The sequence below is a fragment of the Candidatus Contubernalis alkalaceticus genome, assembly GCF_022558445.1.
GTDB classification, from domain to species: Bacteria; Bacillota; Dethiobacteria; order SKNC01; family SKNC01; genus Contubernalis; species Contubernalis alkaliaceticus.
Window position 1 is genome coordinate 340,525 of the sequence record NZ_CP054699.1, and the last position, 14,610, is coordinate 355,134.

A 14,610-nucleotide genomic window follows, 5' to 3' on the forward strand; every position below is an offset into this window, starting at 1 on the left:
GGGAGTAAACTGTAGGGGGTATCAACTTGAGGATAGCCGTTTTTAGCGATACCCACGGCAATGTAATTATGATGGAAAAGATACTTACCACTATGGATTCGGTAGACCTGTTGATTCATGCCGGGGATTTTTACCAGGATGCGGTAAAACTATCTCAACGCCTTCCCAGCTTAAGCGTTAAGGCAGTGGTGGGTAATTGTGATTACCCCAGGCTTTCCCCCCAAGAACTGATTCTGGAACTGGAGGGAATTAGGATATATGTAATCCATGGTCATAGTTTGGATCCAGGGGATTTTTATAATGCACTGATTGCTGAAGGAAAAAGGGTAAAGGCTCAATTGGTGATTTTTGGCCACACTCATTTGGCTTCCAGGTTTGAGCGGGAAGGTATTATTTTTTTAAATCCGGGCAGTATTAGCGGCCCCCGTATGGGAAACGGTCCATCCTGTGGCATGGTCCAGCTTAATGACGGAGTTATAGAGGTCGAAATCATAGAAGTGCCCCGTTTAAAAGGATAATCTTTAAGGTTACTTTTGCTTAAGTAAAATCATTTTTTAAAAACTTGTATTATTATTTTGAATGTGTTAGAATGTATACTGTTAGAAAGCTAATGCAGATTTTTTTTCTGCGGGGCGTAGCGCAGTTTGGTAGCGCACTTGGTTTGGGACCAAGGGGTCGGGGGTTCAAATCCCTTCGCCCCGACCAGATGCGGGTGTAGCTCAATGGTAGAGCCCTGGCCTTCCAAGCCAGTCGCGGGGGTTCGATTCCCCCTACCCGCTCCATTTTTTAATTAAAATTAGGAGTTAAGACTTCTAATTTTTTATTTATGTTTTTGATATAACTCTTGACTCTGCAGGGTGGGTACTGTAGAATGAAAAAGCAAAAAATTCTTTACGTAAATTTTATTCTGAAAAATAGGGATAATAGAAGTAAATGATTTTTGGTTTAAGTAAGGTATGCGCCTGTAGCTCAGGGGATAGAGCAACGGACTTCTAATCCGTGGGCCGGAGGTTCGATTCCTCCCAGGCGTGCCATTTTTCTTGATTTGATTTCTATATTTGTGGTGAGTGTAGCTCAGGTGGTTAGAGCACCAGATTGTGGCTCTGGGGGCCGTGGGTTCGAGTCCCATCACTCACCCCATTTTATTATTAGGATATATCTGCGCCCGTAGCTCAGGTGGATAGAGTGACAGACTTCGAATCTGGGAGTCGCAGGTTCGAATCCTGCCGGGCGTACCATTAAAAAAGATAACTAAGTTGGGGTGTAGCCAAGCGGTAAGGCACGGGACTTTGGATCCTGCACGCGGAGGTTCGAATCCTCCCACCCCAGCCATTATATTTTATGAGCCATTAGCTCAGCTGGCAGAGCACCTGACTTTTAATCAGGGTGTCGAAGGTTCGAGCCCTTCATGGCTCACCAATTATTAGTGCGAGGATGGCGGAATTGGCAGACGCGCTAGACTTAGGATCTAGTGCCTTTCGGTGTGGGGGTTCAAGTCCCCCTCCTCGCACCAATAGTTTTAAACTAAATTGACCTCATGGTATTTGAAGTAACGCCTGAAGCTTTTGTATTAGGCGTTTTTTTTAAAAGTATATATATTTGGTTATTCAGTAATGTTATGTTATGATAAATACAGATAACTACCGCTAATTACTGAATACTTGATTACAGGAGGAGGCATATTTGATGACCAAGTTGGAAAAGCTAGACAACAATAAAGTGGTGTTAGAAGTTGAAGTAGAAGTGGAAAGACTTGAAGAAGCCATGGGCAAAGCATACCGTAAAGTAGTAGGGAAAATTAATGTACCCGGTTTTCGGAAGGGGAAGGTGCCCCGCAGGGTATTGGAAGCCAAATTCGGTCCCGAGATTCTATATGAAGAAGCACTGGAAATGTTGGTCCCTGAAGCTTATGAAGAGGCTTTGGAGGAGTTAGAAATTGAGCCCATAGACAAGCCGGATGTTAATATTAAACAAATAGAGCCGGGCAAACCTTTAATTTTTGAGGCAACAGTGGATGTTAAACCCGAGGTTGAGTTGGGTCAATATAAAGGTGTAGAAGTGGACCATGTAGAATCTAAAGTAACAGAGGAAGAAGTTCAAGAGTACTTAACAGAGATGCAGGAAAAACATACCCGTGTGGTGGTAGTAGAAGAAGGGGAAGCAGTACAGGGTAGTATTGTTATGATTGATTTCATAGGTTACCTGGAGGGAGAACCCTTTGAAGGGGGAAAAGCAGAAAATTATTCCCTGGAAATTGGTTCCGGCACCTTTATTCCTGGTTTTGAAGAACAGTTAATTGGGTGCAAACAGGAAGAAGAAAAAGAGATTCAGGTAACATTCCCTGAGGATTACCAGAAAGAAGAACTGGCGGGAAAAGAGGTAACCTTTAAAGTAACTATTAAAGGTTTAAAGCAAAAAGAAAAACCTCTCCTGGATGATGATTTTGCCAAAGAAGTGAGCGATTTTGATACACTGGAAGAATTCAGACAAGATGTGCTGAATAAACTAAAAAAAGATGCAGAGAAAAAAGATCGAGTAGACCTGGAGGAAAAAATTATAGGTATAGTTACTGAGAACTCAAAGGTGGATACTCCTGAGATTTTGGTAGAACGGGAGTTGGACCGGGTAATCAGTGATTTTTCTCAGCAGTTAAAACAACAGGGATTAACTCTAGAACAGTACTGTCAGCTGACGGAAAATACAGAGCAATCTATTAAAGAGGATAACCGTATTGAGGCTGATAAAAGAGTAAGGGCTAATTTGGTATTAGAAGCTATTATGAAACAAGAGGATTTTATAGCTACCCCGGAAGACCTGGAGGAAAAATTTAATAAAATGGCTCAAAGCTACCAGCAGGAGCCTGAGAATATCAAAGAGTATTTTGAAAAAAGCGGACAGATAGATGTGTTAAAAAAAGAGATAACCTTTAGAAAAACGGTTGACTTTTTAGTAGATGAAGCCAAAGTAAATATTGTGGATAAAATTTTAGAAGAAGTAGATACACCAGAAGAAGAAATGAAAATTTCTGAACAACCAGAATAAATTAGAGATAAATGGAATACAATTATTTACCATATGGAGGGAGATAATTTATGAACTTGGTGCCGATGGTTGTAGAACAGACCAATAGGGGAGAACGGGCATATGATATTTACTCCCGCTTATTAAAGGACAGGATTATTTTTATTGGCAGCGCAATTGATGATATGGTGGCCAATCTGGTAATTGCTCAGCTGCTTTTCTTAGAGTCCGAAGACCCGGATAAAGATATTAACCTTTATATCAATTCACCGGGGGGCAGTGTTGATTCGGGTTTAGGCATATACGATACTATGCAGTATATTAAATCCGATGTATCTACTATCTGTGTTGGTATGGCTGCCAGTATGGCGGCAGTACTGCTGGCTGCCGGTACTAAGGGTAAAAGATTTGCTCTCCCCCATTCCAGAATCATGGTACACCAACCTGCCGGGGGAACCCAAGGTCAAGCCGTTGATATTGAAATTCATGCCAGGGAAATTCTGCGATTGAGAGAGTCTTTGAACCAAATTCTTTCAAGTCATACCGGCCAACCGGTGGAGAAAATATCAAGTGATACTGATAGGGACTATTTTATGTCAGTTGAACAGGCTTTGGAATATGGTATAATTGATAGTGTGCTGGAGAAGAAAGAAGGTTAAAACTTAACCGACTAAAAGAGGTGATAAATTGTTTAAGTTTAACGACGATAAAGGACAGTTGAAATGCTCATTTTGTGGAAAGACTCAGGAGCAGGTTAGAAAACTGGTGGCCGGTCCGGGGGTCTATATATGCGACGAATGTATAGAACTCTGCAATGAAATTATTGAAGAGGAATTGAATGAAGATCTGGACCTTGATTTGGTCTCACTGCCGAAACCCAGAGAAATAAAAGATATTCTAGATCAGTATGTGATCGGCCAGAACGAAGCCAAAAAATCTTTATCCGTAGCAGTTTATAATCATTACAAGAGGATCAATTCGGAGCAGAAACTGGAAGAAGTAGAGATTCAAAAGAGTAATATTGTGCTCATAGGGCCCACTGGTGTGGGGAAGACCCTGCTGGCTCAAACTCTGGCCCGAATTTTAAATGTTCCCTTTGCCATCGCCGATGCTACTTCTTTGACAGAAGCGGGCTATGTGGGAGAAGATGTTGAAAATATTCTTTTAAAGCTAATTCAGGCCGCGGATTATGATCTGGAAAAAGCAGAAAAAGGTATCGTCTATATTGATGAAATAGATAAAATTGCTCGAAAGACAGATAACCCTTCCATTACCAGGGATGTTTCCGGAGAAGGTGTTCAACAGGCACTGCTGAAAATTCTAGAGGGTACTATAGCCAGTGTTCCTCCTCAAGGAGGACGCAAGCATCCCCATCAGGAGTTTATGCAGATTGATACCACTAATATCCTGTTTATCTGCGGAGGAGCTTTCGACGGTTTGGAAAAAATCATTCAAAGCCGTGTAGGAAGTAAAGGAATAGGTTTTGGAGCCAATATCCGGAGCCGGGCGGATAGCGATATCAGTGAAATTCTGAAGAATGTCCTGCCTCAAGACCTTCTGAAGTATGGGTTAATTCCAGAATTCGTAGGTAGGATTCCGGTAATTGCTACTCTGGAGGCACTGGATAGAGAAGCACTAATCAGAATTTTAATGGAACCTAAAAATGCTCTTGCGAAGCAGTATCAGAAACTGTTTGATCTGGATGGGATAAACCTGGAATTTAAAGAGGGTACACTGGACTATATCGCTGAAGAAGCCATTAAAAGGAATACGGGAGCCCGGGGTCTCAGGGCTATTATTGAAAAGGCACTATTGAATATCATGTACGATATGCCTACCCGTGGAGATGTTAGCAAGTGTATTATTACCCGGGAGGTAATCCAAAACAATGAGGATCCTATCCTGGTAACGGTTGACCAGAGGAAAAAGAAAAAAGAAGAATCAGCTTAGCATAATTTCAAACTTTAAAATAAAAAACAAAAAAACACGGCAGTTAAACTGCCGTGTTTTTCAATGTTGTCAGAAGAACTGTCCCCTTGACAATCCTGACAACTAAAAATATTTGGCAAATTATTTACCATATTGTGCCTTAACATGGTTTATCTCTGGATATTTCATCTTACTCAGGGGAATAATAAGGTTGTTCTTAACATTCTCAAAAAGTGGGAAGGAGGATAACCTTTGTTGCAATTTGCAGGTATTATCGGGATTATCCAAATATTTTTTGCTATTGTAATTGGCATATATTTCTGGAATCTGCTTCGGTCTCAGCAGACCAGTAAGACAGCCGTGGTTAGAGTTTCAAGAAAAGAAATGGATAAGTTAAATCACATGAAGTCTATTTCCTTGAGTGAACCCCTTTCAGAAAAGACCAGACCAGCATGCTTTACAGAGATTATTGGTCAGGAGGATGGGATGAAAGCTCTAAAGGCTGCTCTTTGTGGGCCAAATCCTCAGCATGTAATTATATACGGGCCCCCTGGAGTAGGGAAAACAGCTGTAGCTCGCCTGATTTTGGAGGAAGCAAAGAAAAATGCGGATTCACCCTTCGGTCCCTTTTCAAAATTTTTTGAATTGGATGCCACCATTGCTCGGTTTGATGAAAGAGGTATAGCAGATCCTCTAATCGGGTCTGTCCATGACCCTATCTATCAGGGAGCTGGGCCCATGGGAGTAGCAGGAATCCCACAGCCCAAACCGGGAGCTGTGACTAAGGCTCATGGAGGGGTTCTTTTTATCGATGAAATTGGAGAACTTCATTCTATACAGATGAATAAGCTCTTAAAGGTTTTGGAGGACCGGAAAGTTATTCTAGAAAGTGCTTATTATAGTTCGGAAGATACTAATATTCCAGATCACATTCATGAAATTTTTCAAAGGGGCCTGCCGGCAGATTTTCGCCTGGTGGGAGCGACTACCAAGACGCCGGATCATATACCCCCTGCACTGCGTTCCCGCTGCATGGAAATATTTTTCCGGGGCCTGCTTCCCGATGAAATTGCCGTGATTGCCAGAAATGCTGCAGAAAAAGTAGATTTTGTTTTAGGGGAAAAGGCAGTGGAAATCATCGGCAATTATGCCCAGAATGGAAGGGAAGCGGTAAACATTATCCAGATTGCCGCTGGGGTATCCATGGCAGAAGGTTTACGGGAAATCACTCCCGAACATATTGAGTGGGTGGTCAACAGCAGTCACATTTCCCCTCGGCCGGAAAAGAAAGTATCCCTTTACCCCCAGGTAGGTTTTGTGAACGGTTTGGCGGTTTACGGCCCGAATATGGGCACCCTGATCGATATTGAAGTGTCTACTATGCCTTCCACCAAGGGCCTGGGTAAAATTAACGTTACGGGTATCGTGGAAGAAGAACATATGGGAGATTCCCAAAGGTCTATTCGCCGTAAAGGCATGGCCAAGGGTTCGGTGGAAAATGTATTGACTATTCTAAGAAAATACCTGGAGGTAGATCCCAGGAATTATGATATTCACATTAATTTCCCGGGAGGTGTTCCTATTGACGGCCCTTCAGCAGGGGTATCTATCGCTACTGCTATTTATTCCTCAATAAAGAATGTTCCGGTGGATAACCTGGTAGCTATGACTGGAGAGGTTTCCATTCGGGGCCTGGTTAAGCCGGTGGGGGGCGTATCAACAAAGATACAGGCAGCCAAGCTGGCTGGAGCCAATAAAGTCATTATCCCTAAGGACAACTGGCAGAATTTATATTCAAATCGGGATGATATAGAGATAATCCCTGTAGAGAATCTGGAAGAAGTACTGCTTCATGCCCTATTGGAAGATAAACAGGAAAAAATGTTTAAAACGGTTGGTTAAAAAAAGAATAGACAGGGGGTCAGGCTTGACCCTCCACCTTCAAACAAAATACTATGGAAATTTGGGCTGTCCAAAAGGCTGTTAAAGTAAACGGCTAGGGCGGTCTTTTTGTTTTGAAAAAAACAAGAACAAGGGGTCAGACTTGAAATATAGGTGAATATTTCAAGTCTGACCCCTTTAACGCCCACGGCTTCAACGACCCCTTCTAGATTTGTACATAAAAAGGAAAGTTAAAAAAAAAGGAAAAAGAAGAGGTAACGAGAATAATAAAATAAATGGGCCTTATCAGTATTTACACAAATGATAGATTATCTGATATAATATAAGTATACTATGGGAGGTGGAGGATAAAGTGGACGAAGTAAATAAAGTATTACCATTGCTGCCCTTACGAGGAATTTTGGTTTTTCCAAACATGGTTATCCACCTGGATGTAGGTAGAGAACGTTCTATTAATGCTTTGGAACAGGCCATGGTAGAGGATAATAAAATACTGCTGGTTGCACAAAAGGATGCCAAAGTAGAAGAACCGGCTCCCGATGATATGTATGTTCTGGGAACGATTGCATTGGTTAAACAACTAATTAAGCTTCCCGGAGGGACCATCAGGGTTCTGGTGGAAGGCTTATATCGAGCCAGCATTAAGAGATTTGTGGCTATGGAGCCATATTTTCAGGTGGAAGTCGATGAACTGGAGGATAATGAAGAAAAAAGCACGGAGATAGAAGCCTTGATGAGGAGTGTGCTGTATCAGTTTGAACAGTATGTAAAGGTAGGGAAAAAGGTGCCGCCGGAAACCCTGGTTAATGTTTCATCTATTGAGGACCCGGGTAAACTGGCGGATATTGTGTCTTCCCATTTAACGTTGAAGATTCAACAAAAACAGGAAATCTTAGAGGCCATAAGCCCTAAGAATCGTCTTGAAAAACTGGGGGAAATCCTGGGCAAAGAGATGGAAATTCTGGACCTGGAGAAAAAAATAAATCTAAGAGTTCGAAAACAGATGGAAAGGACTCAGAAGGAGTATTATCTTCGGGAGCAGATGAAAGCGATTCAAAAGGAATTGGGAGAAAAGGATGAAAAAATGGCCGAAGTCGATGAATATCGGGAAAAGATTGAGGCTATTGAACTTCCCGAAGAGGTGGAAGAGAAAGCGCTTAAAGAATTGGATCGTCTGGAAAAAATGCCTCCGGCGGCTGCGGAAAGTGTAGTCATAAGGAATTATTTGGACTGGCTGTTGGCGCTGCCCTGGGAAGAACAAACGGAAGACCGCCTAAATATTCAAATGGCAGAAACAATACTGGATGAAGACCACTACGGATTGGAAAAGGTTAAGGAGAGAATTATTGAATTTCTGGCAGTGCGTCAGCTGGCAGAAAAACTTAAAGGCCCTATTTTATGTTTGGTGGGGCCTCCCGGGGTGGGTAAAACTTCTCTGGCCCGTTCTGTGGCCAGGGCTCTGGAAAGAAAATTCGTACGGATTTCACTGGGGGGAGTCCGGGACGAAGCGGAAATCAGGGGACACCGCAGGACCTATGTAGGAGCTATGCCCGGCAGGATTATTCAGGCCATGAAGGATGCAAAGTCCAAAAACCCAGTATTTTTGCTGGACGAAATAGATAAGATGTCTACAGACTTTAGGGGTGATCCATCGGCTGCTATGCTGGAGGTGCTGGATCCCGAGCAGAACAATAAATTCAGCGACCACTATATTGAGGTACCTTTTGACTTGTCCAATGTTTTATTTATTACCACGGCCAATTCTTATTACAATATTCCCAGGCCTCTGCTGGACAGGATGGAGACCATCTATATCCCCGGATATACCGAGGAGGAAAAGCTGAAAATTGCTGAGCAGTATTTGGTCCCTAAACAGTTGGAGGAAAACGGGTTAAAGAAGGAAAACCTCGTCTTTTCGGAAAATGCGCTGCGGAAAGTGATTCAAGAGTATACTCGAGAAGCCGGGGTTCGGAATTTGGAAAGACAAATTGCCAGTATCTGCCGGAAGACGGCCAGGGAAGTTGTGCAGGATTCCAGTAAAAAAATTACGGTCAATGTACAGGCGGTTTATAAGTTCCTGGGAGTGCCTATCTATCGCTACGGTGCTGCTGAGAGGGCGGATGAAGTAGGGGTAGCCACAGGAGTTGCCTGGACCGAGGCCGGTGGAGATGTGTTGAGTATAGAAGTTACCTTGATGAAGGGTAAAGGTAAACTTATCTTGACCGGTAAACTGGGAGATGTGATGCAGGAATCGGCCCAGGCGGGTTTAAGCTATATACGTTCCCGGGCCAAGGCTCTGAATATTCAAGAGGATTTTTATGAAAATACGGATATTCATATTCATATTCCTGAGGGAGCTATACCCAAAGATGGTCCTTCAGCAGGTATTACCATGGCGACAGCCTTAATTTCAGCCTTGAGCAATATTCCTATACGGAAGGATGTGGCCATGACCGGGGAGATTACCTTGAGGGGTAGAGTTCTGCCGGTGGGCGGTGTAAAAGAAAAAGTACTGGCTGCACACCGGGTAGGCATAAAAAATATAATTCTTTCAAAGGATAACAAGAAGGATGTTTCGGAGATTCCAGCCAACGTGAAGCGTAAGCATAACTTTATCCTGGTGGATAATATGGATGAAGTGTTAAACCATGCATTGGTGAAAAAAGAAGGAGAAAATACAGGTTATGCAGGTAAAATCAGTAGAGTTTTGTAATAAAGCTGTAAACCCGGAGCAGTTCCCCTCAGGGGAACTGCCCGAGGTTGCTTTTTGCGGTCGATCCAATGTTGGGAAATCCTCTCTGGTTAACAGCCTTTTGGGCCGGAAGAGACTGGCTCCCACCAGTTCTCAACCGGGAAAGACTAGAACCATTGATTTTTATGTAATTAATGGGCGATTTTTATTGGTGGATCTGCCCGGGTATGGTTTTGCCAGGGTTTCCAAACAAATGAAAGAGAGATGGCGGGAGCTGATTGAAGGCTACCTGGAGAAAAGGGAGCAATTAAAAGTGGTAGTCATGCTGATGGACATACGGCATGACCCTACGGAAGATGATCTGCTTATGTACCAGTGGCTGAAGTTTAATGAAATCCCTACAATTGTAGCTGCCACTAAAAGTGATAAGCTTTCCCGGGGAAGAGCCTTAAACAATTTAAAAAAGGCTAAGAAAAAACTAGGTTTAAGGGGAGAAAATGGAGATATTATGATTTCTTTTTCTGCTAAGACCGGGGATGGCCGGATAGCTCTTTGGAAAACAATAAATGAACTTCTAGAAAACCGCTCGTAAGCGGTTTTTTGTTTTTTTCTTTCTAAAACTACTACGAAAGTCTGCTTAAATATAACTAGACCGCTATGCCATGGGGTATGATAATTAAATACCCTTTTGATAGAGCTTTAAGCTTGACAGAGGATTTTTACAGGGTATAATATGATATATAATTTTATATATGAAATGCCCTGACGGGGAGAGTAGGGCGGCAGAGGTTTCAACAGAGAGGGATTGTTGCTGAAAATTTCCCGGAATCCGCCGGTCTGAAGGTCACCCTTGAGCAGCTTAGCTGAAAACAAAGAATTAAGTTAAGTCGGTTATGCCGTTATATCTAAGTAAGTGTCCGGTTTTTTCGGAAAATGAGGTGGTACCACGGAGAAGAACTTTTTTCGTCCTTAAGGATGAGAGAAGTTTTTTATCGTTATAATTGTTTTCATAATTAAAGGAGGTAGATAGGAGAAAATGGAAACCAGCATATCCAAAGTTTATGAACCACAAAAAGTAGAAGATTCCCGTTATGATTTCTGGATAAAGGGAGATTACTTCCGGGCTGAAGGGGATCCTTCCAAGGAGACCTTTACCATTGTTATACCCCCGCCCAATGTGACCGGCACCCTGCACATGGGTCATGCACTGGACAATACTCTGCAGGATATTTTAATTCGCTGGAAGCGAATGCAGGGCTTTGATACTCTCTGGGTCCCGGGGTCGGACCATGCAGGAATTGCTACACAGATAAAGGTGGAGGAACACCTGTTGGAGGAGGGGCTCAGCCGGTATGATCTGGGCCGGGAGAAATTTCTGGATAGAGTATGGGAATGGAAAGAGGAATACCATAAAAGGATTACTAATCAGTTGAAGAAACTGGGTGTATCCTGTGACTGGTCTCGGGAGAGGTTTACCATGGATGAGGGTTGCACCCGGGCAGTTCGGGAGGTTTTTGTCAGCCTTTATGAAAAAGATTTAATCTATCGGGGTAACTATATCATTAACTGGTGCCCCCGCTGTCACACGGCCCTTTCGGATATTGAAGTGGAACATGAAGATGAAAATGGGACGCTGACCTATATGAAATACCCCTATTCCCAGGGGGAAGGATATGTGATGGTGGCTACTACCCGGCCGGAAACCATGCTGGGGGATACAGCGGTAGCAGTACATCCTGGAGATGAAAGGTACCGGGGCTTGATTGGTAAAAATGTTATACTACCGCTGGTTAATCGGGAGATTCCAGTAGTGGCTGATGAATTTGTAGACCCTGAATTTGGAAGTGGGGCGGTGAAGGTGACTCCGGCCCATGATCCCAATGACTTTATGATCGGCCTCAGGCATAATCTAGAACAGATGGTAGTCATCGGGGATGATGGGAAGATGACGGATAAAGCTGGAAAATATCAGGGGATGGATCGTTATCACTGTCGTGAGGAAGTGGTCAAGGACTTGGAATCTTTGGGTTTAATTGTAAAAGTTGATCATCATGAACACGCCGTAGGTCATTGTCAGCGCTGCACTACAGTGATTGAACCTTTGCTGTCTAAGCAGTGGTTTGTAAAAATGAAACCCCTGGCGGAGCCTGCTATTACAGCAGTCAAAGAAGGCCGCACCCAGTTTGTGCCTTCGAGATTTACCAAGACCTACCTTAATTGGGTGGAAAACATCAGGGACTGGTGTATTTCCAGGCAGATTTGGTGGGGGCACCGGGTCCCTGCCTGGTATTGTCCCTGTGGTGAAACCATCGTATCCCGCACTGACCTGGATACCTGTCCCCAATGCGGAGGCAGGGAATTAAAGCAGGATCCCGATGTGTTGGATACCTGGTTTAGCTCCGCCTTATGGCCTTTTTCAACCCTGGGTTGGCCTGATGAGACTTTAGATTTAACGCATTTTTTCCCCACCAATGTGCTGGTTACCGGATATGATATTATTTATTTCTGGGTAGCTCGTATGATTTTCATGTCTTTACAGTTTATGAATCAGGTGCCTTTTAAAGAGGTATATATTCATGGACTGGTCAGGGATGGTCAGGGACGGAAGATGAGCAAGTCCCTGGGCAATGGGGTAGACCCTCTGGAAGTAATACAGGATTACGGTGCTGATACCCTTCGCTTCACTCTCATCACCGGCCAGGCACCGGGGAACGATCAGCGTTGGCGCCAGGAAAATGTGGAGGCCAGCCGAAATTTCGCCAATAAAATCTGGAACGCCTCCCGATTTGTGCTTATGAACCTGGGGGAAGGTTTTCAGGCAGAAGATATTTACCTAGATGGAAATTTAAGCCTGGCAGACCGCTGGATACTACATCGTTATAACCAGACGGTGAGGGAGATTACCCGGCTGATGGAAAAGTATGCGTTGGGGGACGCGGCCCGGGAACTATATGACTTTATCTGGCGGGACTTTTGCGACTGGTATATAGAGATGAGCAAGATTGATCTATATGGTGAGGAGGCGGAGAATCAAAAAAAGTCCAAATCCATGCTCTGTTTTGTGCTGGAGGGAACACTACGGCTCCTTCATCCTTTTATGCCTTTTCTTTCTGAAGAAATTTGGCAGCATATGCCCCACCAGGGAGAAGCCCTTATTATCGCTTCTTGGCCACAAGAAGACCCGGACTTAAATTTTACCGAAGAGGGTCAGGATATGTCCTTTTTAATGGAAGTAATCAAGTCCATTCGAAATTTAAGGAGTGAAATGAACATTCATCCAAGAAAAGGGTGTAATGTTGTGTTGAAGCCAACAGAGGCTGCAGCTACTAGAGTTCTTCTGCAGGGGAAAACATATATTCATCACCTGGCATCTACAGAGCAGCTGATTATTGAACCGGATTTGGAGGAAAAACCTGGGCAGGCACTGACTTCTGTAATTAACGGAGTTGAGATTTATCTGCCCCTGGCAGGCCTGGTGGACCTGGACAAGGAAATCTCCAGGTTGGGCAAAGAAGTTTCTCGGCTGGAAAAGGAAGTCTCCCGGGCCGCTGGGAAATTGAACAATCAAGCTTTTATCAGTAAGGCCCGTGCGGAAGTGGTAGAAAAAGAAAAAAACAAACTGGAGGATTACCGGGAAAAGCTGGTGACGGTGCAGGCACGTCTGGAGGAAATGCAGAAGGCAAAAATTATGTAAAAAGTAAAGGAAACAGGGAAGCGCGAGAAACGTCCCTGCTACCTTTAGTTCCCGGGAGTGGCAAATGTGAAATTATCAGAAGTGGAAAGTTTTCTGGAAAACTTTGTATTTCAAGAAGTCTGCCAGGGCAAAGAAATGCTGGCATTACCGTCAGTTACACGCATAGAAAAGAATATTATTGAGGGAAATGAGGTTTTCTATTATATTAATGAATATTGGACTTCTAAGCAGAGGCAGGCTTCTTCCCTTCAAGAGATATCCTACCGTGCCTGTTTTAAGCCTCAACTGCCCCGTTTTTTCATTGAAATGTTTACAGAAAAGAATGACCTGGTTTATGACCCATTTATGGGCCGGGGAACCACGGTTATAGAGGCAGTCTTGATGGGAAGAAATGCCCTGGGAAACGATATCAATCCCTTGAGCAAAATATTGACAGAACCCCGAATTAACCTTCCCCGGGGGGAGGAAGTTCTGGAGAGGCTGTTAGAAATAGAGTTTTATCCCGGCTTGAGAGCGGAGATAGACCTGTCCATGTTTTATCATACAGATACCGAGGCAGAGTTAGTTTCTCTGCGGCAGTATTTGGAGGAAAGAAAGAGACAGGAGAGGGAGGACAAGGTAGACCGGTGGATTAGGATGGTGGCTACCAACCGTCTTACGGGGCATTCACCGGGGTTTTTCTCCATATATACCCTGCCTCCTAACCAGGCTGCCAGCCGGGAAAGGCAGAAAAAAATCAATACAAAGAGGAATCAGTTTCCACAGTATAAGGATGTAAAAAAAATTATTCTAAAAAAATCCAGGTCTTTGTTGAAAGATATTACCCCTGATATTTGTAAGTCAGTAAATAAAAGGGGAGAAGGGGCTCTGCTTTTTTCGGAGGAGGCCGGATTTACCCGGTCTATCCAGGAGGGAAGTGTGCAGCTTACGGTAACCTCTCCACCTTTTCTAGATATTGTGCAGTATTCTGAAGATAACTGGCTTAGGTGTTGGTTTAATGCTCTAAAAATTGAATTAATTGAAAAAAAAATTACCATGGCCAAAACTGTGGATCGATGGTCTGAAGTTATGCAGAAGGTTTTTTATGAATTGTACCGAATTACCCGCCGGGGAGGTTGGGTAGCCTTTGAGGTGGGAGAGATAAGGAAGGGTAAAGTGAAATTGGAGGAGTATGTTGTTCCTATAGGGATAAAGGCGGGTTTTACCTGTGCCGGGGTGTTGGTGAATGAACAGGACTTTACTAAAACCGCCAACATATGGGGGATTAATAATAATTCTAAGGGCACCAATACCAATCGAGTAGTGTTGTTTCATAAAGAATAGATATTCATAATAACTAAGCTCTTGTTATGTCAAAATACCGGCGGACACA

Annotated in this window: 9 protein-coding genes, 8 tRNA genes and 1 other annotated feature; all 17 genes read left to right on the top strand. The window is 43.5% G+C overall.

What is annotated here, in order from left to right; genetic code table 11:
• The first annotated feature begins 26 nt into the window (after positions 1-26).
• The 17 genes from HUE98_RS01575 (at position 27) to HUE98_RS01655 (ending at position 14,561) form a co-directional block, all read left to right on the top strand.
• Positions 27-518, top strand: a complete 492-nt coding sequence (locus HUE98_RS01575) for a metallophosphoesterase family protein (protein ID WP_241422149.1) — start codon at positions 27-29, stop codon at positions 516-518.
• A 110-nt stretch (positions 519-628) separates the two neighbouring features.
• Positions 629-705, top strand: a tRNA-Pro gene (locus HUE98_RS01580).
• Between the two features lie 3 nt (positions 706-708).
• Positions 709-782, top strand: a tRNA-Gly gene (locus HUE98_RS01585).
• Positions 783-958: 176 nt separating this feature from the next.
• A tRNA-Arg gene (locus tag HUE98_RS01590) sits at positions 959-1,034 on the top strand.
• Between the two features lie 29 nt (positions 1,035-1,063).
• Positions 1,064-1,140: transfer RNA gene (locus HUE98_RS01595), tRNA-His, on the top strand.
• Between the two features lie 21 nt (positions 1,141-1,161).
• Positions 1,162-1,238 (top strand) — tRNA-Arg (locus tag HUE98_RS01600).
• Positions 1,239-1,257: 19 nt separating this feature from the next.
• Positions 1,258-1,332 (top strand) — tRNA-Gln (locus tag HUE98_RS01605).
• Between the two features lie 11 nt (positions 1,333-1,343).
• Positions 1,344-1,419: transfer RNA gene (locus tag HUE98_RS01610), tRNA-Lys, on the top strand.
• 9 nt (positions 1,420-1,428) lie between these two features.
• Positions 1,429-1,513, top strand: a tRNA-Leu gene (locus HUE98_RS01615).
• A 173-nt stretch (positions 1,514-1,686) separates the two neighbouring features.
• Entirely contained in the window at positions 1,687-3,042 is a 1,356-nt protein-coding gene (tig, locus tag HUE98_RS01620) for a trigger factor (protein WP_241422150.1), read from the top strand.
• Between the two features lie 50 nt (positions 3,043-3,092).
• The gene (gene clpP, locus HUE98_RS01625) at positions 3,093-3,680 is read left to right on the top strand and encodes an ATP-dependent Clp endopeptidase proteolytic subunit ClpP (protein ID WP_241422151.1); all 588 of its coding nucleotides are present in this window, start codon (positions 3,093-3,095) and stop codon (positions 3,678-3,680) included.
• Positions 3,681-3,708: 28 nt separating this feature from the next.
• Complete coding sequence (gene clpX / locus HUE98_RS01630) at positions 3,709-4,971, top strand: ATP-dependent Clp protease ATP-binding subunit ClpX (protein ID WP_241422152.1); 1,263 nt, start codon at positions 3,709-3,711, stop codon at positions 4,969-4,971.
• A 231-nt stretch (positions 4,972-5,202) separates the two neighbouring features.
• The gene (gene lonB, locus HUE98_RS01635) at positions 5,203-6,852 is read left to right on the top strand and encodes an ATP-dependent protease LonB (protein ID WP_241422153.1); all 1,650 of its coding nucleotides are present in this window, start codon (positions 5,203-5,205) and stop codon (positions 6,850-6,852) included.
• A 415-nt stretch (positions 6,853-7,267) separates the two neighbouring features.
• Positions 7,268-9,565, top strand: a complete 2,298-nt coding sequence (gene lon, locus HUE98_RS01640) for an endopeptidase La (RefSeq protein WP_407080289.1) — start codon at positions 7,268-7,270, stop codon at positions 9,563-9,565.
• On the top strand, positions 9,537-10,136 hold the full coding sequence (yihA, locus tag HUE98_RS01645; protein ID WP_241422155.1) for a ribosome biogenesis GTP-binding protein YihA/YsxC: 600 nt from the start codon (positions 9,537-9,539) through the stop codon (positions 10,134-10,136). The genes lon and yihA overlap by 29 nt, the downstream gene beginning before the upstream one ends.
• A gap of 161 nt (positions 10,137-10,297) precedes the next feature.
• Positions 10,298-10,518, top strand: a binding site (T-box leader).
• A gap of 62 nt (positions 10,519-10,580) precedes the next feature.
• Positions 10,581-13,238, top strand: coding sequence for a valine--tRNA ligase (locus HUE98_RS01650; RefSeq protein ID WP_241422156.1), 2,658 nt, complete (start codon positions 10,581-10,583; stop codon positions 13,236-13,238).
• Between the two features lie 66 nt (positions 13,239-13,304).
• Entirely contained in the window at positions 13,305-14,561 is a 1,257-nt protein-coding gene (locus HUE98_RS01655; RefSeq protein WP_241422157.1) for a DNA methyltransferase, read from the top strand.
• Positions 14,562-14,610 lie beyond the last annotated feature (49 nt).

Coding starts and splice junctions, on each gene's coding strand:
- tig (WP_241422150.1), top strand. CDS start 1,687: ATGACCAAGTTGGAAAAGCTAGACAACAATAAAGTGGTGTTAGAAGTT.
- clpP (WP_241422151.1), top strand. CDS start 3,093: ATGAACTTGGTGCCGATGGTTGTAGAACAGACCAATAGGGGAGAACGG.
- lon (WP_407080289.1), top strand. CDS start 7,268: ATGGTTATCCACCTGGATGTAGGTAGAGAACGTTCTATTAATGCTTTG.
- yihA (WP_241422155.1), top strand. CDS start 9,537: ATGCAGGTAAAATCAGTAGAGTTTTGTAATAAAGCTGTAAACCCGGAG.
- HUE98_RS01650 (WP_241422156.1), top strand. CDS start 10,581: ATGGAAACCAGCATATCCAAAGTTTATGAACCACAAAAAGTAGAAGAT.